This is a genomic window from Bacteroides uniformis, from assembly GCF_025147485.1.
Lineage (GTDB): Bacteria > Bacteroidota > Bacteroidia > Bacteroidales > Bacteroidaceae > Bacteroides > Bacteroides uniformis.
The window spans coordinates 248,447-269,760 of record NZ_CP102263.1 but is presented as its reverse complement, the minus strand read 5'-3'; the positions used below and the strand labels follow the sequence as shown (position 1 = coordinate 269,760).

The 21,314-nt window shown below is 46.5% G+C and carries 24 protein-coding genes; 11 read left to right on the top strand and 13 right to left on the bottom strand.

Going from position 1 to position 21,314, the window contains the following annotated elements; translation table 11 throughout:
* Positions 1-7: 7 nt before the first annotated feature.
* The 3 genes from NQ510_RS01195 to NQ510_RS01185 form a co-directional block, all read right to left on the bottom strand.
* Positions 8-3,331 (bottom strand): TonB-dependent receptor, encoded by a 3,324-nt coding sequence (locus NQ510_RS01195; RefSeq protein ID WP_005829814.1) that lies wholly within the window; start codon positions 3,329-3,331, stop codon positions 8-10.
* Between the two features lie 225 nt (positions 3,332-3,556).
* Entirely contained in the window at positions 3,557-4,561 is a 1,005-nt protein-coding gene (locus NQ510_RS01190) for a FecR family protein (protein ID WP_005829816.1), read from the bottom strand.
* Between the two features lie 53 nt (positions 4,562-4,614).
* Complete coding sequence (locus NQ510_RS01185; protein WP_005829818.1) at positions 4,615-5,196, bottom strand: RNA polymerase sigma factor; 582 nt, start codon at positions 5,194-5,196, stop codon at positions 4,615-4,617.
* A gap of 397 nt (positions 5,197-5,593) precedes the next feature.
* Between NQ510_RS01185 and NQ510_RS01180 the strand changes: the two genes are divergently transcribed.
* Positions 5,594-6,889 (top strand): site-specific integrase, encoded by a 1,296-nt coding sequence (locus NQ510_RS01180; RefSeq protein WP_005829822.1) that lies wholly within the window; start codon positions 5,594-5,596, stop codon positions 6,887-6,889.
* A 93-nt stretch (positions 6,890-6,982) separates the two neighbouring features.
* Here the strand turns inward: NQ510_RS01180 and NQ510_RS01175 are convergent, their stop codons facing one another.
* Both NQ510_RS01175 and NQ510_RS01170 read right to left on the bottom strand, forming a co-directional pair.
* On the bottom strand, positions 6,983-7,300 hold the full coding sequence (locus NQ510_RS01175; RefSeq protein ID WP_005829824.1) for a helix-turn-helix domain-containing protein: 318 nt from the start codon (positions 7,298-7,300) through the stop codon (positions 6,983-6,985).
* Between the two features lies 1 nt (position 7,301).
* Positions 7,302-7,595 carry a helix-turn-helix domain-containing protein gene (locus NQ510_RS01170; RefSeq protein WP_005829826.1) on the bottom strand — a complete coding sequence of 98 codons (294 nt, stop codon included), beginning with the start codon at positions 7,593-7,595 and terminating at the stop codon, positions 7,302-7,304.
* Positions 7,596-7,837: 242 nt separating this feature from the next.
* On the opposite strand from NQ510_RS01170, the gene NQ510_RS01165 reads away from it, so the two are divergent.
* Entirely contained in the window at positions 7,838-8,830 is a 993-nt protein-coding gene (locus tag NQ510_RS01165; RefSeq protein ID WP_032934328.1) for a ComF family protein, read from the top strand.
* On the opposite strand, the gene NQ510_RS01160 is transcribed toward NQ510_RS01165, so the two are convergent.
* The 8 genes from NQ510_RS01160 to NQ510_RS01125 all read right to left on the bottom strand — a co-directional run bounded on the left by NQ510_RS01160 (position 8,789) and on the right by NQ510_RS01125 (position 13,784).
* The gene (locus tag NQ510_RS01160) at positions 8,789-9,100 is read right to left on the bottom strand and encodes a hypothetical protein (protein ID WP_008675376.1); all 312 of its coding nucleotides are present in this window, start codon (positions 9,098-9,100) and stop codon (positions 8,789-8,791) included. The genes NQ510_RS01165 and NQ510_RS01160 overlap by 42 nt on opposite strands.
* Before the next feature lie 23 nt (positions 9,101-9,123).
* The gene (locus NQ510_RS01155; protein ID WP_005829835.1) at positions 9,124-9,711 is read right to left on the bottom strand and encodes a DUF4948 family protein; all 588 of its coding nucleotides are present in this window, start codon (positions 9,709-9,711) and stop codon (positions 9,124-9,126) included.
* 28 nt (positions 9,712-9,739) lie between these two features.
* Positions 9,740-10,567 carry a hypothetical protein gene (locus tag NQ510_RS01150; protein WP_005829837.1) on the bottom strand — a complete coding sequence of 276 codons (828 nt, stop codon included), beginning with the start codon at positions 10,565-10,567 and terminating at the stop codon, positions 9,740-9,742.
* A gap of 184 nt (positions 10,568-10,751) precedes the next feature.
* Complete coding sequence (locus NQ510_RS01145; protein WP_005829845.1) at positions 10,752-11,405, bottom strand: ankyrin repeat domain-containing protein; 654 nt, start codon at positions 11,403-11,405, stop codon at positions 10,752-10,754.
* Positions 11,406-11,462: 57 nt separating this feature from the next.
* On the bottom strand, positions 11,463-12,074 hold the full coding sequence (locus tag NQ510_RS01140; RefSeq protein ID WP_005829847.1) for a hypothetical protein: 612 nt from the start codon (positions 12,072-12,074) through the stop codon (positions 11,463-11,465).
* A gap of 63 nt (positions 12,075-12,137) precedes the next feature.
* Complete coding sequence (locus NQ510_RS01135) at positions 12,138-12,473, bottom strand: hypothetical protein (RefSeq protein ID WP_005829849.1); 336 nt, start codon at positions 12,471-12,473, stop codon at positions 12,138-12,140.
* A gap of 74 nt (positions 12,474-12,547) precedes the next feature.
* On the bottom strand, positions 12,548-13,204 hold the full coding sequence (locus NQ510_RS01130; RefSeq protein ID WP_225982706.1) for a hypothetical protein: 657 nt from the start codon (positions 13,202-13,204) through the stop codon (positions 12,548-12,550).
* Positions 13,205-13,451: 247 nt separating this feature from the next.
* Entirely contained in the window at positions 13,452-13,784 is a 333-nt protein-coding gene (locus NQ510_RS01125) for a hypothetical protein (protein WP_032934329.1), read from the bottom strand.
* A 262-nt stretch (positions 13,785-14,046) separates the two neighbouring features.
* On the opposite strand from NQ510_RS01125, the gene NQ510_RS01120 reads away from it, so the two are divergent.
* The 9 genes from NQ510_RS01120 (at position 14,047) to NQ510_RS01080 (ending at position 21,291) form a co-directional block, all read left to right on the top strand.
* On the top strand, positions 14,047-15,021 hold the full coding sequence (locus NQ510_RS01120) for an ArdC family protein (protein ID WP_005829865.1): 975 nt from the start codon (positions 14,047-14,049) through the stop codon (positions 15,019-15,021).
* 70 nt (positions 15,022-15,091) lie between these two features.
* A complete protein-coding gene (locus tag NQ510_RS01115) occupies positions 15,092-15,748 on the top strand; it encodes a hypothetical protein (protein WP_005829868.1) in 657 nt (218 codons plus the stop codon).
* A gap of 44 nt (positions 15,749-15,792) precedes the next feature.
* Entirely contained in the window at positions 15,793-16,002 is a 210-nt protein-coding gene (locus NQ510_RS01110) for a hypothetical protein (RefSeq protein WP_005829870.1), read from the top strand.
* Positions 16,003-16,013: 11 nt separating this feature from the next.
* Complete coding sequence (locus NQ510_RS01105; protein ID WP_005829873.1) at positions 16,014-16,562, top strand: SLOG family protein; 549 nt, start codon at positions 16,014-16,016, stop codon at positions 16,560-16,562.
* Between the two features lie 150 nt (positions 16,563-16,712).
* A complete protein-coding gene (locus NQ510_RS01100; RefSeq protein WP_005829875.1) occupies positions 16,713-18,425 on the top strand; it encodes a ParB/RepB/Spo0J family partition protein in 1,713 nt (570 codons plus the stop codon).
* Between the two features lie 109 nt (positions 18,426-18,534).
* Positions 18,535-19,137 carry a hypothetical protein gene (locus NQ510_RS01095; RefSeq protein ID WP_005829877.1) on the top strand — a complete coding sequence of 201 codons (603 nt, stop codon included), beginning with the start codon at positions 18,535-18,537 and terminating at the stop codon, positions 19,135-19,137.
* Between the two features lie 419 nt (positions 19,138-19,556).
* On the top strand, positions 19,557-20,000 hold the full coding sequence (locus NQ510_RS01090; RefSeq protein ID WP_005647469.1) for a JAB domain-containing protein: 444 nt from the start codon (positions 19,557-19,559) through the stop codon (positions 19,998-20,000).
* 214 nt (positions 20,001-20,214) lie between these two features.
* On the top strand, positions 20,215-20,787 hold the full coding sequence (locus NQ510_RS01085) for a type II toxin-antitoxin system antitoxin SocA domain-containing protein (RefSeq protein WP_005647472.1): 573 nt from the start codon (positions 20,215-20,217) through the stop codon (positions 20,785-20,787).
* Positions 20,788-20,790: 3 nt separating this feature from the next.
* Positions 20,791-21,291, top strand: a complete 501-nt coding sequence (locus NQ510_RS01080; RefSeq protein WP_005647475.1) for a hypothetical protein — start codon at positions 20,791-20,793, stop codon at positions 21,289-21,291.
* Positions 21,292-21,314 lie beyond the last annotated feature (23 nt).

Genomic DNA, 21,314 nt, shown 5'->3' with positions numbered 1-21,314 from the left:
CTTTCTTTTAAAAGTTAACAGATACGCCTAACAATATAGATGTTGTGATAGGATATTCACTTACTCCCATTTCAGGGTCCCATCCTTTCGGATATTTGCTCAAACAGAATAGATCGGAAGCACTGGCATAAATGCGTGCACCTTTGATACCTATTGCGTTCATCCATTCTTTAGGGAATGTATAGCCTAAAGTTATATTTTTGAGACGGAAATAACCTCCGTTGAACAGCCAATAATCTGACATGGCATAGTTGGAACTTTTGTTTACATGGGTTAGACGAGGATATTTGGCAACTGCGTTTTGTTCGTCCGTATTATAAGGACTCCAATAGTTTCCATCAATGATGGCGGGGAAATTTCCGTAATTGTTACGGAATGGTTCTACCATTTCTCTTGCCAAGCGTGCATTTTGTTTTCCGACACCTTGGAATGCCAATGAAAGGTCAAAATTTTTGTAGCCCAAATTGATATTACCACCATATAGGAAATGGGGTAATGAGCTGCCTAGTAATACTCGGTCATATTCAGGAGAAATCTTTCCGTCGGGTACACCGTCAGGACCAGATATGTCTTTGTATTTAATATCGCCCAATTGAGTGTTCTTATCATTGATTTTGGGAGAATTCTTTAAGTCTTCTTCTGTCAGGAAAAGACCATCGCTAACATAGCCATACCACTCATTGAATTCACTGCCTTCCATTTTAACTTTGTCACCGAGGAATTGGGTTCCTTGTAAATCCCCCATTTTGGAGGTGAAGTCAGAGAAGTTAATGGCTATTCCGTAGCTGAAGTCACCGATGTGGTCATTCCAGCTGACATTCAATTCATAACCTTTGGTTGACATTTTGCCGGCATTGACGTCTGGGTCAGAGAATCCTAGAAAATCAGGGATAGCCATTGCTAATAGCATGTCTTTAGTATTTTTCCAGTAATAGTCACCGTTCACACGTAAGCGGTTGTTCAAGAAAGAAATGTCTAACCCAATGTCTGTAGATTCAGTTTTCTCCCATGTTACATTTTCAATGGCATATTTCTGTTGAGATGCAGTTTGGTCAAAATAAATACCGTTGTTTTGATAGAAAATAGTGTTCCCAAATGCAATGGTTGACATATATGGAAAATCGCCAATACGTTCATTACCCAATGCTCCCCATGTAGCTCTAATCTTCAAGAATGACAGCCAGTCCCAATTAAGATTCTTCATGAAATTTTCTTCGCTGAGTACCCAACCGGCAGAGAAGGAAGGGAATGTACCCCATCTGTGTTTCTTTGCAAAACGTGATGAGCCGTCATGACGTATATTAGCCTGGAATAAATATCTGTCGGCATAGCTGTACATGACACGTCCGAAGTAGGAACGATAAGCGTACTCTTTTCCTTTTCCAGAGTTGCCAATTAAATCTTTAGGTCCATTATTGAGGTATGGAAAGTTCGTGAGAACGTAGCCGTCTCTGTCAGCACCTAATTCTTCAATATATTCGTAATAGTTTTCGTAACCTGCCATAAGGTTGATGTCATGTTTTCCGGCAAACTTCTTTGCATAGTTTGCTATTAATTGTGTAGTGACATTGTAGCTGTCATTGCGGGTTTCTGAGAGTTTGGTTGTGTTGTATAGTCCGCTGTTGTCTAAGTATCCCCCTATTGTATTGGGATCATCTGCCAATGTATAGCTGGCTGCTTTCTTGAATGTTTTGAACTTGTCGTAATTAAAGCGAGGAGCAACGATTGCTGAAATTTTAAATCCGTCAAAAGGCTTGAAATCAATAGATGCTTTACCGCCCAATGCTGTGTACCATTTTTCTGTTGTACCACCCAATTTCATCAATCCATAAGGGTTGGCTCCCGATTTGCCTTCAGCTATACGGCCGTCATCCCATACTCCTGCATAAATAGCAGGCATGTAGCGCATCATTCCGAATGGAGTGAATTGCGGCATGTGGTGTTTAGTGCGCTTAACATTGAAGTCCAATGTAGCACTTAACTTTTGGGTAATGTTGAAGTCATTGTTTACACGTAATGTATAGCGTTGGAAATAACGGTCACCGTACAGACCGCCTACTTCATCATACGCCAAGGATGCTTTGGTCTTAACAACCTTGCTACCGCCTGAAAGGTGGATACTGTGACTTTGACGGGTTGCGGATTTCTCAAGAATCAGATCTTGCCAGTCGGTTATAGGATACTGGTTGGGATTGGTTGCATTGTTTTTCACCCAGTTATTAACTTGATCTTCTGAATAGGCTTGGTATTTGCCACCGTCCGGATTATCTGTATATCGTAATTCATTAGCCATTTCCAGAAAACGTTGCACGCCTACAACCTCAGGCTCTGCGGTAGGTATTTCCCAACCGAATTCACCGTTATAGGTCAATGACAGTTCCTTGTCACTGGCTCTTTTGGTGGTGACAAGAATAACGCCGGCAGCGGCACGAGAACCATAGATAGCAGCGGAAGCAGCATCTTTCAATACAGAAATGCTCTCAACGTCGTTGGCATTTACTGAATTGATGTCACCAGGCACTCCATCAACGATAACCAGAGGATCTGAATTCCCGATGGTTGTGATACCACGTACATATATCTTGTCTGCATTTGCACCAGGCGCATTATTGTTACGGGTTACCATTAACCCTGGGATGGTTCCTTGCAAAGCGGTGGAAAGGGAAGTTGTTTTACGGGCGGCTACTTCTGCACCTCCCACAGAACCTACTGCACCGGTCAAGTCTTTCTTTTTTACGGTACCATAACCGATAACAACAACTTCTTCCAAAGTCTTTGAATCTTCTTGCAGCACTACATTGATTGCGTTTTTACCGTTGACAGCAACAGATGCCGGTATATAGCCTACGTAAGAAACGGTTAGAGTAGCTTTCTCCGGCACATCTTCCAATGTATATTCACCGTCAATGTTGGTTATTGTTCCTTGTGTAGAGCCTTTGATAATAACGGAAGCTCCGATAAGCGGCTCATCATTTTCGTCTACGATTCTACCGGTTACTTTCTTTTTAGCACCTACAGATTTGTTGGTTTGCTGGAACAGCAAAATCTGCTTGTTTGCTTTTATTTCAAAGGAGATTTTCGTTCCTTTAAATAATTCTTTCAATACGGCCTCAAGTGAAGCATTTGATACATTTAAATCCTTTTTTGTTTCAAGATTGGGAAGTTTGTCTGTGTAGAATACGTTATAACCGCTAGCTTTTTCAATTTGCGGTATAATCTGCTTGATGGTCTGCTTGTTTACAGATAAACTGATTTGGGCGAAGCTGTTTCCCCAGAAAAACAGGGCACCCAGCAGTACTAAAGACCGCATAATCATTTTGTTTTGTCTCATGTCTAATAATATTAGATTAATTGTTTTTTATTTTGAGAAAGGCGTACCAAAGACCTGCTCTAATAAGATATTAGAGTAACTTATGACGAATTTCTCGTGAATGTTTAAACTAGAATTTTATTTTGCTGCCGAAAGCTGGCAGTTGTGTTTGATGAAGTAAAAAGTTTATAAAATCTATTCCATATTTTCCTTTTTAAGTTAACATAAAGAGTTTATTAAACACTACTAATATATTACGATCGTATTATCAGATTTTATTTTGTAATTAATGCCGCCAGCTTGGCTGATGTATTCTAATACATTATTCAAACTGCTATTCTTGATGATGCCGTGATAAGTATATTGTTTTACTTTCTCGTTTTTGAATATAAATTTGCAATTATACATTCGTGTAAGCATGGTACAAATTTCTTCAAAAGATTCACCGTAGAACGCTAGTTCATTGCTTCTCCATAGCAAATAACTTGCATTAGGATGAAGCTCGCTTTTTTCGAACTGTCCATTGGTCAGGTTGCAAACGAGCCTTTCGTTTGGCTTCATATATGCCTCGTGTCTGCCGTCGTCTACTTTAACCTTTCCACTTATCAGGATTACAGCTACTGATTTATCGTCTTTATGTGCACGTATATTGAAGCTTGTACCTAACGCTTGTACATTGATGCCATTTGCTTTCACGATGAAAGGCTTTTCCTTGTCCTTTGCAACTTCAAAATAGGCCTCTCCTTCCAGGGAGACCATACGTGTTTTCTTGTTGTAAGTGTTGTCATATACAATTCTTGAATCAGAATTGATGTAGACCTTTGTGCCGTCAGCCAAAATGATGTCGGCCTTCTGCCCGTTGGATACGGACATGGTGACTTCTGTATTGGCGTCATCGGCCGGTCGTTTGACTCCTGCATAATAGGCTCCGCTTCCCACTGCCAATATGATGCAGGCAACTGCAGCATAGCGCCCAATCTGACGCAGGAAACGGTTCCTTGTTTTCAGGACCTTCGTTTCCGTGGTGGAACTTGCGTCTATCTGGCTTAAAAGTTCGGTGAACATTTCATTTTGTACGGCTTTGTCCATCGTGTCCGGAGCCAGTGCCCAGCATTGCTGATAGTATGCGGAAAATTTCTGTTGAAAATCCGGTCGCTTAATCCATGATTTCAACTGTACATCTTCTTCAGGGCTGGTCAGTCCTCGAAAGAAACGATCCAAAAGTTCAATATGACTGTCTTTTTTATCCATGTTCTGTAGTATATATCTGTATGCCTGCCAAAACACTCACGGATTTTCGTGCTTTAACAATTATTTAGAAAGTAGAAGGAGAGGAAAAGCATGATGAATTTGCGTAATTCTTCTTTCAGTAGTTTCATAGTACGGTAGAAATGAGCCTCTACGGCACGTTCCGTCAAATCTAGCTGTGAGGCGATTTCCTTGTTGGACAGTTTTCCTGCTCTTTTCAGCTGAAAGACTTCCCGTGAAACTTCTGGCAGGCTTTGCAGAAGTTGCTCTATCTGTTTTTCAATGATGGAGACGTCCATATCCATCGTATCTTCCTCGATAGCCTCTGCTTCTGTTTTCAGCTTGTTTTCTACAAATTTGTTGTGTAATAATCTTCGTTCGGTTTCTTTGTATACCATGTTGCGTGCGATGGTGCATAGATATGCCGGAAAACTTTTCTCGGTATCCAGATTACTGCGTTTTTCCCATATCGTCATGAAGCTGCTTTGGGTGATGTCTTTGGCTAATGATTTGTCATATACGAGAAGGACGATGGTGTTGTACAGCCTGGCACTGTATTTTTCGTACAATGCTTCAAAGGCAAATTTATTGCCTTCTCTCAACTTGGCTACCAATAAAGTATCATTTTCTTTCTGCATATTGATTCATCTTACATTTACGCATTCTGAATGGTAGTGTCTTTGTATAGTAAAGTACTATTCCACATAGACTCTGAAAGAATGAACTACAAAGGTGGTGTTTTTATTATTTATTTAAAAGTTTTTTGCTGAAAAATCGGCATAAGGCGCAAAGAAAAGCAAAGTTCTACATAAATAAATGCAGGTCAGCATCTTGTATGCAGGGCGGGTTGAAGCAGGCTTCGGCATAAAAAGCCTGAAAACACCCCTTTCGGACAAAGTTCGGCTACTAAACAGCTACCGGTTCCGAAACGGGGTATATACGGTATAACGAGTTCTGTTTCATCGCTTTGCCTTGTTTTGCATAGCTCTTGGTAAGAAATAAGTAACTACCTTTAGAAACGAAAATTTTAGAGTTATGGAAACAAAGAGAAGTACGTATGCGACCTCGTTCTACATCAAGAGATCCGCAGTGAGAAACCGGGACGGGAAAGCCCCCATCATGGTGAAAATCTCCGTTGACGGGGATGACAAGGCAATGGGAACCAAGCTGTTCGTCACTCCCGACCTCTGGGAGAACGGCAAGGCTAAAGGCAAGTCTGCCGAGGCAAACGAGATAAACGGGCAGTTGAAGGAGGTTTCCGCCCGGCTCACCAACCACTACCACCGCATCCTCCGGGAAGAGGATTTCGTCACCGCCGAGAAGCTGCGCAACGCCTTCCTCGGTGTCGGCGTGATGGAGAACTGCATCCTCAAAGACTTCGGGAACATGAACCGGGAGTTCGGGGCGATGGTGGAGAAAGGGCAGCGAGCCAAGTCCACCTACAACAAGTATCTGGCTGTTTACAACCATTTCAAGACCTTCCTTTGGGAGAAGAAGAAGCGCACCGACATGGCTTACAAGGAACTGACCAAGGAAATCATCACCGATTTCGACAAGTACCTGCGGGTGGAGAAAGGGCTGAGTGCCAACACCCTCTGGATATACACCATGCCCCTGCTCAGCCTGACCGACAAGGCATGGCGACGTGGAATCGTCCGCACCGACCCCTTCGGCGAGTACAGCCTTGAGATGCAGGAGACCGACCGGGGCTATCTCACGGAAGAGGAGCTGCGCACCTTGGCTAACGCCGTGTTCGTCAAGAAACAGACCAGCCTCGTGCGGGACATGTTCCTCTTCGGGTGTTTCACCGGGCTTAGCTACATTGATATAAAGACGCTCACCCATGACAAGATACAGCGCATGGACTTCGACGGCGAGGAATGGATCATCACCCGGCGCACCAAGACCCGTGTGTCGAGCAACGTCCCCCTCATGGAGATTGCCAAGGAACTGATAGAGAGGTACAGGGGGCTTGCCGGGGGCGACCTTGTCTTCCCCATGCCCAGCAACAGCGTGTGCAACACCCACCTCAAACAGATAGCCAAAGCTTGCGGCATCCACAAGGAGATCGGCTTCCACCTGAGCCGCCACACCTTCGCCACGACCGTCTATCTCTGCAACGGCGGCACCATCGAGGCGCTCTCCAAGATACTCGGGCACAAGCACATTTCCACCACCCAGATCTACGCCGAGGTGACCAACAGGATGGTAAGCTCCGATTTCCGGGCGATCTCCGGCAACCTCGCCGCCATGCAGCGGAGCGTGCTGGAGAAGAAGGACAGGAAACAGGACGGGAAGCGGGTGCGCCGCTCCCTCCGGGAAACGGCTTGACGCCTTTCCCCGGTGCAGAATGCGGCAAAGGCAGGAACTTCCGATGCGGTGTTCCTGCCTTTGCTGCATTTCCCGATGCACACCCCCGTGCGTTTATGTTGGAGTTTTCCCCCGTTTGCGCTTTGGGCGCATGTCCACGTAGTTCTCCTCCAGCATACGCAGCAGGTCCGACTGGCGGTAGAGCGTCTTGCCCGGCAGCGATATGTAGGGGATCAGCCGTTGCGTGCGGTAGTCCTGCAACGTTCTCGGCGTGATGTGCAGCAGCCTGCACACATCCTCGCCCGTAAGATAGACCTCGCCGTTCATCGCCGGGCGGAAGTGCGCCGTTACCGTGTCAAGGTACCTCATGCCTTCCTCCAGTGCCTCGAAGTACGCCCGTACCTCTTCCGTGTCCCTTGTGATCACTTCCATCTCACTCGTCCTCCGTCATTTCCCGGCTCATGGCTTCCACGAACGCCTCCACGTCCTCCGTCCGGTAGTAAATCTTGTGGTTGATCTGGCTGTACGGCAGCAGCCCCCGGTCACGGTAGGTCTGCAACGTCCGCTTGCTGATGCCTAATTTCTCGCACACGTCCGCCCCGTCCATCCAGTTCATCTTTTCGGGCGGACGGTAGCGGGCGCAAAGCTCCCTCACGTGCTGCGAAAAGCAGCCGAACCGTTCCTTCATCTCCTCGAAGGTCTTTCTCTCGATGCTTACTATTTCCATTGTCCCGATACGTTTTTATTGTTATACTTCCCTGCAAATATACCGGTCTGTATATGTCCGTGTATCAAAACCGTACCGCTTGTCCTCGTTTTGCTTCACGTTTGTAGCCTTGTCACGTTCCGGGCGGTGAAAAGCAGGGAGAAGCTCTACATATCCGCACGCCCTTCCGCATATTTTCCGCCCTTTCCGCTTGCCGTGTGCCGGACATTTCGCATATTTGTAACCGACCAAACATCATCACTATGGACGAGGCTGTCTTTATCGCACAATACACCTTCCTTGCCACTCCTGCGGTCATCGAGGAGGAGAGCCGCATCTTGGGCAAGATCGCACGCCGCCTGCGCTGCGAATACGTCATCCGTTTCGAGGACGACGGCAAGTTCTATTTCCTTTTGGAGACCCGTTCCGGCTACGAGGAGCATTTCGCCCGGTGCGGCTGGTACATCGTCAGCCAGACCGACTTCAACAGCCGCCTGACCATCGGCATGGGCTTGTATGAGAGCGGGAACTTGGCGGGATTCATGTACAGGCTCGATTCCGGCAGCGAGGACGAGGCACGTTTCTGGAACAATATCCTTGTATTCACTTTCTTCAATGACTTCCGCAAGGCGTTCTTTCCGCTCGACAACCGCTTTCAGGGATTCTTCCGCTTGGACGGCAGCTTGTGTTTATACCTTTATGACTATTGCCCCGTCCGCCGGAACGACAAGATTACTTTCGAAGGGAAGAAGGTGTCGAACGCCGTCTGGCGTTTCAAGAGCGGTGAGCAGACCGACCTCTTCGTCAAGCTCTTCTCCATCGCCGCCAGCCGCATCCGGGCGATTCAGGAGAACAGGCACCGTGCCGTACTGGTTCCCGTCCCGGCATCCACACGGGAGAAGCACCGCACCCGGTACGAGGCGTTCTGCCGCAAGCTCTCGGCGGACATGGGGGTTGCCGACGGGTACGGGGCGATAACCGTCGCTTATGACAGGGCGCAATACAAGGGCACGCGCGGGAACGGAGACCGCACCGCCAATCTGGAGTTCCACCCCGAACGGTTCAGGGGAAAGTGCGTCTTGCTCGTGGACGACGTGCTTACCACCGGGGCTACTTTCATAGCGCTGCGGCGCAAGCTGATAGCGCATGGGGCAAAGTTCGTCATCGGCATATTCCTTGCCAAGACCATCGTTTTCGAGGACGAGCGGAATGACCTATCCATAAATGACTATACAATTCCAACAACATCGAAGTAGTGTCAGTACAAAATGTACCAGCAGTATTTTTCCGCTATACTTGAAACGATAGCAGGCAGATGCGACAAAGCCGATAGCACTCCAACCAATCACCACATAGCCCGTAAGGATATAGTTTTCGGAAGATTCATAGCTCCAACTTAATCCTTCACAACCTATCGGGTAAAGTTCCGGATGCTTTGAGAATTGTATAGAATCAGCGACAGCCACCCACAGCAACAGCAGACAGCATAACCCCCATAATATCCTTAATGCCAATCTTAATTTCATCTTGTTTGGTTCATCATTTCAGGTTATCGTGAATGGTCTAACTTGATGTACCAGCCTTCCTTGACGGGCTTGTACAGCGTGGTGTCGTTGTATGTCCTTCGGTAAATCTCGTTCAGGTCGCCGTATTCGGTGATACGGATGTTCCGGCGGCTTCTCAATCCGGGATCGTAAACGAAACTCTTGGATGTTCCTGCGTCCACGATGCCGTGGGAATAGTACGGCATAACGAGGCTCACATATACCGAATCCGCTGTTACCCATTCCCTGCGGTCAACAAGGACAAGACCGCATCCAATCTCTGACAACAAGGAATCGAGCTGTATTCGGTCTGGCTTCAGCAGCCCATATACCGGGAGGTCTTGTTCGTCATTTGATTCATAGGATGTATCGCTTTGCTCTGTTGAATCAAGTATAATGACCTCTTCCGGATAAAGTGGCGGGTAGTGGAAACTGCCTTCTGAACTCTCTGACATGATTTCGTACACCTTGCGGAACGCCGCCTCGTGCGTGGCGAAGTGGCGTATCATTTCCTCGTCGCTCGGCGGCATGGGCGGCTCGCAACTCACGACGGATACAGCCGCCAACAACAGTGCTATGACAGTTTTCTTCATTCTATTTATTGGGTATGTTGTTGATTATTCAATCCGTATCCTCCGTCCATTCCAGAGAGTCCACCGGACAAAGTTCGGCGTTTCTCACCTCATACCATCCGGTCAGCAGTACCCTTATGCTGTCAGGCGTATATCCTTTGACCCATGTACATTCGACAAACTTCCGTCTGCCGTCTTGGATTTCATCAAAGGTAGCATGGTTCAATAGCCCCACACGGAACTTTCCTCCCATATCTTCCTCCCTTACCTGCATGACATAGACCGGTTGCCCGTAGCGGGATGTGCGACCGTCCTGATTGATCAGATATTGCAAGGCTTCGCTGGGTACTTCCTGACGGGCTCCTATGGCAAAACGTAGTGCAAGGTAATCCCTCCACCTTTGCGGGACTTCCGTCCGTGTGTTCTCCACCGGCTCTGCCTTGCGCCCGTCTATCCGCATCAGTGTGCTTGGCAACAGGTTAATTTCGGCAATAATCAGAAAGACGAGGGAGAACAGGAAGAAGTAACATCTGAAGGGGCTGAACCTGCGTCCTTCATAGTGCTGCATGACCGCTTCCCTTCGTGAAAACGGGTATATCCAGCCGCGCGAAACACAGTGATGGACTACAACGATTCCAACTATCATGGCAACTGTAAACCACCCAAATGCCGTGGAACCGAAAAGGAAATGAGCAGTTGTAAGGAAGATCGGTTCATAGATAAATATCATGATGCAAAGCATCAGCATGGACTCCCCGTCGGGGCGTCTTGGCTCACCCTTGTAATGCCTCTGTGCCATTTCTCCCAACCAGAACAGGTAGTCGAAGAAATAATAGCGCCGTTGTCGTTCTTGCTCCTTATAGTCCCGTTTCTTCATTCTAAATATATTGCATGGGTAATGTTTGATAGTGCTCCGCTTATTCAGCCAGTTTGCTATTAAACCGCCTACTATTTACTTTTATTTATTGATAAACACCTTGTTTTCCTCATTTATATCATAAAGCCCATCAAGATGAATGTGATAATCATCTTCATTTTCATATCCAATCATATCGCACATCCTACTTTTCTCTATTGCATAGATTTAATAAATTCTTAGCCCATTTGATTTTTGCATTAAACCCCTCCCAAGATGCAGACTGCTCTTTCCAATAATCAGGGATATCAGTATTGGCACCATGCTCCAAAAGGAGTGTGAATACTTCTTTGAATCTTTGATAAGCTATATTTACATCAAATTCCGGATTCCAAATTAGGGTATCAGGCAAATCGGATTCAAACATATCCGATGTCGGATGTATCATTGAGTGAGAGAGATTTACTCCATGAAAGAAACTATTAACTCCATTGTTATCTGTAAGGTTGATGTCCATCCGATGTTCAATAAGATACTTCAATATTTTTAAAGAATCTTCGTATATACCGCATTGTAACCCATATTTGGGTATGCAATGTGTAACAGCGGTATAGACAGCTTGGTGACTTATATACATATCATCTTTGGGAGTATAATCATTTACATTCGCACCCGCATCTATTAAGAAACAGACAATATCATAGTGACAATTCTTGATTGCTATGCGTAAAGGGCACAAACCTTCATCTCTTTTGCGCCATCCTTTTTCTATGCAATTGATAAGAACAGGATTTTTTTCTATCACTTGCTTAACTGTATCGAAATCTCCTTTATTTATCGCATCAAATAACTTTTTCATTACTATCCTTTATTATTAGATGTACAATTTCCGACGAATAATCTCTTCTTTAAATATTTATCCGTTTGTTATTGTTATACGATTTGTTTGTACTTCTTTAAATCTCAAAAATTCATTTGCTTTATACAAATGAAGTAATCGCATTTTCATATTCTCATTGACAATGCTTTTATAAAAGCCATATTTATTCCAACCTTTTAAAAAGAATCCATCGACAGATTGAGGTATTTTAGATTCATCTAATACGAGAGTACTCAAACAATCAAATTCTTCTATTTTAGAATGGATATTATCAATACAATCAACAACTTCGTTAAAAATAAGTACCATATAATTGAACGGGAAATCTCCATGCACTGAAACTCTTTTAAAAGAAATGCCATTTATAGAAGATAAATCATTTATATTCAAGACATCTTCTCTAATAAGAAACAAATGGCTAACTTCAGCAAATTCTGGCATCCTTATTTGCTCAAAATCAGATATACTTTTAGCCGTTAGCCCTTTACCTTTGACAAGGGCTTTTATCTGGCACTCTTTCTTTGAAGATGAACCTATAATTTCTTGAAAATTAATTTCTTCATTTTCATGCATAAATTCCCATGAATATGTGATACATTTCTTCCAAATTCGGTTTTCTCCATTCAAATATACTTTATACCATTTCATATTGTCATTGTTAATCGGTAATATGTTCGACAGCGTTCCCGCTTTTAGTAGTGATGCTGTTTGTTATCTGCTTTTTCGAGTCATTACAATATCATCAAAACTTAATAGCAAAGACTGATCGTTTGGTCTATATTCCTTCCAATCTTCAATGTTGGGACTTTCATAATCCATCATTATATGATAAAAGGAGTATAGACCGGAGTTTTCTTGAGGTAAATCCGGTAGACTATGTATGTCATAACATCCAACATCTTCCCATCCTTTTTCTTCAATCCGTTTCAACCATCCTAAAGCCTTATCTATTTGTTGAAGATAGGAAAGCTCCTGCTGATTGCCATGCTTCAGGGCATCAACAGTTTTTATTCGTTCTTTTTGTAATAACTCAATTATATCTTTCATTTTATTTCTTATCGGTATGTTGGTGGCTAATCGACCTTTTCTGGGGAGGTTGAGCCGCTTGTTAGTTGCTAAATTTATTTATCTATCCATGCCTTAATTTCATCATGGAAATGTTTATGAAACATTTTTATCCACAACTCGTCATTACACTTATCGGGAATACAAGCATGAATACACTCGAACCATTGATCCCACATCCAGTCAAAAACTTCTTCCGTTTCCATCATCCAAAGAAGAAAATCTTTCGGTTCCCAATCAGAATATTTCAATGTATCTTTTTGAATAATCTTTTCCATGGAGCGAAGTTTTGCTTTTGCATCTTGAATGGTCATTTTCCCGTCCCAAAAATTAATAGCCGCTTGCGCAAAATCGTCTATTTGTTCTTTTGATGCCGGGGCAAAATACTTCATATCAAGTTCTCTTATCATGTCTTGCATAAAACATATCCGGCGTTTGTGCCACAGATGTTTTACATCATCTTCAATTATGTCTAAAATATACTCACCTATCAATTGTACCGCCCCAAGACCATTCGTGTCTATATTATACCAATCATCTATTAAATAATGATGTAGCACTTTCCCCTCATTGGCAAGTTTTTCTCTTTCTTTTAATGCTTCATAAAATCCAGAGCTTTGTTTCGTCTTCTGATAACAAACCAAACATACCTCATGAGGCAGATAAATATGATGTTGCCCACAAACAGGACATATATTATTCTTATTTTTCATATTCATTTATAAGCAACTAATATGTAATTATATACGTTTTCCGCTGTATATCGCACACTCAATTACAAATATATATCATAAGGACGAAACTTCAGAGCGTTCGGTCTTCCTTTTTTCTATGGTATGCTCAAAAGCAGTTTTGTCGGGTGGTTGTTTGGGCGTTCCCCTTCGGGTCGGGCTTTCCGCTGCAAGTCCTCGCTATGCTGTGGGCTTTTCCCTGTAATCCCTAACGTGGGTGAAAGGGATTTCACTGTCTTGCGCTTAAACCTTGGCGCACGGGCTGTCCCGTCCCGGCGTCCGTTTCCGACCACTCCGTGAGGCTGCATGGCCGAAGCCGGACATCGGGGCGGAAGGACAAACGGAACACGTCCGTCCGTGCCGTCACACGGGGCTTCGGCTGTTCGCCGAAACCTCCCGTGCCCCGTCCCGCCCGAAAGAGTTCCCCGGCGTTTGTCCGGCAGCCGGAACCTGACCGTGCTCCCATATACTTCTCCCGCCCGTATCTCCTTGCCTTGGGAAACGGGCGTTCCCGGCTCTCCGGAAGGCTTCTTTTTCCTGCACCCGGCAAGTAACTTACCATTGACTGGAATAGACTGACAGGGCATTTTTTCCCTAAGCTGATTGGAAAAACATTGACGAAGGTAGGCGGAGGTGAAAGCAAATCCGCAAAAAATGCCAAATCTCCACCCGACGGGTAGTATTTACCATTTTTTCAGATGGTTGCAATTCACCTTTTCCGCTTTCAATGATGGTCAATGTTCTTCCCAATCAGCCAAGGGAAAAAAATTGGTTGGGGCGACAAGCGATGAAAACAGAGTAATAACGATTAAAATTTGTGAGTTATGGCAACAACGAACAGCACCATCGAAAAGATTGCACCGATGTTCACCGATTTGTTAATCAAGAAAATCGAGTGCTTGAAAACGGATTGGCAAAAACCGTGGATAGCGAGCCTTGAACAAGGTTTGCCCCGCAACATCAGAGGAACGCTCTACAACGGCGGCAATGTCTTGATGTTATTGTTCTACACCGAGTTTATGAAATTCACTTTGCCCGTGTTCCTCACGTTCAACCAAGCGAAAGAAGAGGACTTGAGCATCAGCAAGGGCGCACGCTCGTTCCCCGTCTATTATTGGTTCAAGTTCGTGGTACACAAGGAGACGAAAAAGACAATCAAGTACGAGGAATACCGCAAGTTGCCCGCAACCGAGCAGGAAAATTACAAGGTCATCCCGCAGATGAAGTATTACAATGTCTTTAACATCGACCAGACCGATTTTGCAGGGAAATACCCCGAACGCTACGAGCGCATGAAAAAGGGAGAGCAGCCCGAAGACTATTCGGACGGGATGATTTACGAGGCGTTGGACGAGCTTGTCTGTCTGCAAAATTGGTATTGCCCTATCAAGGTGCAGTATTCGGACAGTGCCTACTATTCGCCCTCTTCCGACCATATCGTTTGCCCGCAGCGTGAGCAGTTCCCGCAGGGAGCGGAATATTACGGCACACTCCTGCACGAGATGGCGCACAGCACGGGAAGCCCCCAACGGTTGAACCGCACGTTCGGCAGCTTCTTCGGGGATGCGCTCTATGCCCGTGAGGAACTTGTCGCCGAACTTACCGCAGCCCTTTGCGGTGCGTTCTTCGGCTACGCAGCCGCACCGCAGGAGAACAACGCCGCCTATCTGAAACACTGGCTCACCAAGCTAAAGGAAGAACCCGCCTTTTTGGTGGAGATATTGGGGGACGTGAACAAGGCGGCGAAGATGATTGCCGACAAGGTAACCGAACCGATGAACGAACCCGCAGCAGCCTAAACGGGACAACAAAGGAACAAGAGTATCAACCAACGGGCGGAGCAATCCGCCCACTAAAACACATAAAATCATGAACGTAATCTATTTGACAGAAGAAGAATTTCAGAACAGCAAGGCACGCATGGCAGAAACGGACAAGATAGATGGTTATCTGAAACTGATACAGCCCCTTTACGAAGCGGTGAGGAAATTCCAGCCCGATGCGCTCCTTTTGTATTGCGTCAGCCCGTCAGTCGAAAACCCTTGCTTTTACCGGCTTCATGTAGGGCTTATCCGTGAGGGTGTTACGTTTGTCCTGCACCAAAGTTACAAGGACAAGAAATGTTATTTCGAGGTCGAGACCTCCATGTTTTCCGAAGCCAAAGGCAGCATCCTGCACCGACTGAAAGAGGAAAACCCCGAACCCAACCGGATAGGAGTTTTCACCAAACGGAAAATAGAGGACTGGATAACGTGGGGATTGAAAATTTACAAGGCGTTGGAAGCCGAGAACGAAGTTATCCAACGGATGAAAGCCGAGTATTTCGCCAAACTCAGCAGCGAGCCAATCGAATGGAAGGACACCGAAAGGCATACCGAGGGCAAAATCAAGCGGAACGGGCTTGTTTTCTCCTTCCATATATGCGGACGCAGCATTTACGAGAAAATCGAGTTGTCCCTGCCTTACAACAAAAGCAATTACGACACGTTCGCACGGTTGGCGGACAACCGATTTACACTGAAATAGTATGAACCACGGGCGGAGCAATCCGCCCGACAATACCCAAGAACATGAAAACGGCATTTGTTTACAAACGGATATACCGCCTAATCCTTTGGGCTTCGGTGGCTTATTTCCTTACCACCGCCACAGGGCAGCTTTTCGCCTTGTTGCTTGTCGTGGCTCTGTTTTACTTCGTGGCACGGCTTGTTTTCGCCCTTGCGTGGCGGCTGTTTGTCGGCTTCGTGTTCGTACTGATAATCATTCTTTTAATACTCTAAAATTTACCGATATGGAAACAAGGACATGGACAGAAAACGGAACACCCGTCAGCAAAGAAAAGACGGTAGCCTTTTCGGGACACCGCACCAACCGTATAGCCAAGTTCACGGCAGACCGTGAGAAACTCTTTAGGGAAGTGGCGTTCGACACGTTTGCAGCCATCGAAAGTTATTGTATCAAAAAAGGCTACGACACCTTTTTGTCGGGAATGTGCGAGGGCTTCGACCTTATCGCAGCAGAGGAAGTATTGAACCTCAAAAAGAGATACCCGCATATCCGTCTGAAATGCGTTGTTCCCTTCAAGGGACAAGCCGAACGGTACACCCAAGCCGACAAGCGGCGTTACGACACCATTTTGGCGCAAGCCGATGAAGTGGTAACCTTGCAGGACGGATATACCGAGGGCTGTTTCCTGCGCCGTAACGACTATCTTTTGGAAAACTCCGCTTTTCTGATGGTCTATTACGATACGGTAGCCATAGGCGGCACGTTCTACACCCTCAAACGGGCAGTAGAGCAGAAAAAGAAGTTCGCGAACGTGTGCTATAACCGCAGGTAGCCCCGTAAGGGCGGATTTTCCGCCCGCTACTTTCTTTCGTGAGCTGGAGCGGGGAAAGAAAGATAGCAAAGAAACCGATTTCCCGAACGGAACGGTTTGTCAAAAATCAAAAAGAACAACTATAAACAATCAACTTAAAAATAACAGATTATGAAGACAAAAGCAAATCAATCAGCAGCAGAGAAAAACATCACGATGGTAGCATTGGCAGACATTCAGCCGAGCGGTTTCAACCCACGCAAGCGTTTCGATGAAGCAGCCCTTTACGAGCTTGCCGAGAGCATCAAGCGGCAGGGCGTGTTGCAGCCCATCACCGTGCGCCCCGTTGACGGGACAGACCGTTACGGGATTGTTTTCGGGGAACGCCGTTACCGTGCGTCCGTCATTGCGGGTAGGGACGAAATTCCCGCAATCGTAACCGAGTTGTCGGACGAGGAAGCCGAGGAAATGGCGATTACCGAGAACTTGCAGCGCAAGGACGTGACACCCGTGGAGGAAGCCGCAGCCTATCAACGGCTTATCGAGAGCGGACGCCACACCGTGCAGACCTTGGCGCAACTCTTCGGAAAGAACGAGAACTACATCCGCACACGGCTGAAATTCACCGCCCTTATCCCCGAAATCGCCGCCCTTTTGGAAGCGGACGAGCTGACCATCAGCGTGGCGGCTGAAATCTGCCGATACGGGGAGGACATTCAGCGTGAGGTGTACGAAAAGCATTTGCAGGACGAGGGAACGTACAACAGTTGGCGGGGACTGAAAGCCGCCGATGTCGCAAGGCGCATCGAGCAGAACTTCACCACCGACCTGCAATACTACCGCTTCGACAAGACCGAGTGCGCCACGTGCGCACACAACACCAACAACCTGCTGCTGTTCCGTGATGGCGGGTGCGGGCATTGCGCCAACCGCACGTGCCTTGCCGAAATGAACGCATCCTACCTCATGGAGCGGGCTGTGCAAATCATGCAGACCCAGCCGGGCGTGTCGCTCTGCCGTGACCGCTACTGCACCAACGAGACGGTTGTCGAACGGCTAATCGCTTCGGGCTACGAGGTGGAGACCCTTGACAGGTACACCGCCTTTCCAAGCTGCCCGAAAGAACCCAAAGCCGAAAATTTCAACGACCCCGAACGCTACGGGGAAGCCCGCACCCGCTACGAGCAGCAATGGGCGGACTACATGGAGCAGGAGGAGGAAATCACCCGCAGGAGCGAAGCGGGGGAAATCACCGTCTATGCCAAAATCGGGCAGAAGGAGATTGACTTCTGCTATGTGGAGAACGTGACCGAAGCGCAGACAGCGGACGGAACGCCCGCACCCGCACCGCTCTCACCCGTGGAGAAATTGGAGAAGCAGGACGAGCGCAACAAGGAAATCGCACTCGAACGCACGGTGGAGGACACCAAGAAACAAATCCTCGAAGCCGACATCACGGGCGGCAAGTTCAGTGCGGACGAAGATACCATGTTGTACTTCTTCCTTCTGTCCTCGCTCCGTAAGGAACACTTCGCAGCCGTGGGGATTGCGGAAGACAAGCAGTATATCACGGACGAAGACAAGATGGGGATTATCGGCAACCTCACCGTGAGGATGAAGACCATCATCCGCAGGGACTTTCTTGTAGCCAATTTCAAGGGAGCATACGGCAACAACACCGTGGCGACCCTCTTGCTTGACTTCGCACGCAGGCACATGCCGGAGGAACTCGCCAACATCGAAAGGGAGTACAACGGGGTGTACGAGAAGCGGCATCAGCGCATCGAGGAAAAGAAAGCCGTCCTCTTGGTGCAGGAACGGGCAAGGGAGCGCAAGGTAACGCAACCCGAAGAAGAACCGCAAGCCGAAGAGATTGCAGCCTAAGGACAAAGGGCAGGGTGGAGAAATCCGCCCGCTACTTTCTTTCGTGAGCCGTAGCGAAAAAGAAAGATAGCAAAGAAACCGATTTTTCAACTTTCAAATTTTCAAACTTATGCGAACCGTACAAAGAACCTATACGCTATTCGACATTGAGGAACTGGAGGAGACAGCCCGTCAAAAAGCCTATACCGACTGGCTTGCCAAGGGAAACGATTACCTGTATGCTTCCGAGAACTGCAACACGCTCGAAGCCTTCTGCAACCTTTTCCGTATCGTCTGCACAAACTACCGTTACGATAGCTGTACATACTACTACCGTTTCTATACAGAGCAGGAGGAGGACATGGAGGGACTTTCGGGCATCCGCTTGCGGACGTTCATCTGTAATAATTTCCATTACGGGCTGTATTATCCCAAGACCTATTGGACGAAAGACTTGAAGAAGAAGCGGAACAGCCGCATTTCCCTCATTTCCTCATGCCCTCTGACGGGCTTTGTCATGGACGACATCATGTTGCAGCCCCTCATGGAATTTCTGCAACATCCCGACAATCGGAATTTCAAGGAACTCATGCGTGATTGTTTGGAAGCCTTTTTCCGTTCGTGCCGTGACGATTGCGAGTATTGCGAGAGCGAGGAATATTTCAAGGACGAGAGCCACCGCAGAAATTGGGAGTATCTGAAAGACGGTACACTATTCAATGAAACGGCATAACCTGATTTTGACCGCAACGGGGGAAATCAAGCCATAACATTCCCCCTCTATGTTTCATCGCCGCAGGTCCGGGACGGGTAGCGATCCGCCCGGACTTCTATTTTTACCCGCCCGTGGCAACCCCGACCACCCCGACATTCCGGACGCACTTCTTTTTCTTTCGGTGAGCCGGATGCGGACAAAGACAAAGAAGCAAAAAGAAACCCCTTGACCCACCGGATTTTTTAGCCAAGCTCCACACTCATTTTTTAGCAAACCTACGGGGAAAAACGGACAAGTAGCAAGGCTGAACCTGACGGTTTTGCGCACAATCTCCACACCTTCGGGTCGTATTCCACGCAAAAGCCTTGCATGAAGTCCGCTCTTTCCCCGTGCCCCAAAGCAAAAAAATAAATGTTTCACTTTTAATTTTTTGCATTATGAATACACTGTCTTTTCCTCAAATCACCGTAAGTTACAAGGACGCTGACGCATCCAAGAGAGTTAAAATCCACTCTTCCAAGGAGTCTTACGACATCCTCAAGACCTTCTACGAGGACTGTATGCAGCACCACGAGGAGTGCTGGGCGATGTACCTGAACCGGGCAGGCAAGCTGCTGGGCGTTTCGTGCATCTCACGCAGCGGGATAGACTGTACGGTGGTGGACATACGCATCGTCCTCCAGACGGCTCTCGTTTCCCATGCCTCGGGAATCATTCTCTCGCACAACCACCCGTCCGGCTCGACGGTGGCAAGCACACAGGACAACAACCTGACCAGCCAGTTGAAGAAAGGCTGCGAGGCAATCGGCATCCGCCTCTTGGACCACATCATACTGACCGAGGACACCTACCTCAGCTACACCGACGAGGGGATGCTTTAGGCACCCCCTTTTTTGTTCGCCAGCCTTTTTGCACTTCTTTTCTTTCATGAGCGGGGTGGGAAAAGAACAAGAAGCAAAAGAAACCGATGGAGAAAAGGGATTGCCGGTTGATAGAAATTTCTCTTTACTATAAATCAATGATATTCCAACTTATTTTCGTATCTTTGCAAAGTGCTGTATCGCATCGTAACAAGTAATAATCAAGTATTACCAAATGAAGACTCTTGAGCAAGTAAAGAAAATAGAATCTGTGGTATTGTACGTACTGCGTAAGTTTCCTGAAGGGGTTGATTATATCAAGCTCTTCAAGATAATTTATTTTGCCCAAAAAGAATATCTGGTCAACTATGGCAAGGTGTTATGTCCTGATACCTTTAAGGCACGCACCTTCGGTCCGGTTCCGGCATTGTCTGACAAGGTTATAAAACTTGTCGAGTTGGAGGAGGAAGATATAGACTCTTATCCCGATTTGAGGAATTTCTACAATTCTATCCGTGTACAGGATCAGATGGTTTACGCTCTGGCAGAACCGGATATGGATTATCTGTCCCGTAAGGAATGTGAATATCTGGATAAATGGTACAACTATTGCAAGGACAAGGATTCAAAAAAAGAATTGTCTCCGGAATCGCACGATGAAGCGTACACCAAGGCTTACACGAGATACAAGGATGATCCCCAGTTGGGAACTCTTACAAATATTGAAATAGCCAAAGCCGGAGGTGCCACAGAAAAGATGGTCGCCTACATCCGTGAAAAAGAACTGATGACGAATGAACTTTCTTGATGGATGGATACAAAAGAATCGACATTGGCACAACTAAAAGAGAAGCTAAGGCAGGAATCGCTTGTAAAAGGCATCGAAGACCTCCAAGTCGGTGATATTGTCTATTACGACATGGATCGTGCGGATGGCATCGTACCGTTGCCGGGATATGATACAAGGTTGAAATACGTTATTGTTGCCGGAGCAAAATCCAACTCAAAAGAAGTCTGTGCGGTACTCATAAACACAGACAATGACTATTCTTCCGCCCCGGATTGGCAAGCCGAGCAATACTGTATCAGACAAGCCGACTATCCTGAAATCCTTGAATATGATAGCTGGATTGACTGTACCGACCCCAAAGAACTGAAGGTGTCGAAAATCAAAGCTAAGGAAGCCGAGAAAAAAGGACGGCTTAATCCGCAGGATTTAGCCAATGTGATGAAACACCTTAAAGAGAACGGATTTATTGACAATCACACAAGAAAGGTCTATGGCATTGACAAATACGTGATAGAACAGTAAAATATCCGAAACAAGCCATGCCC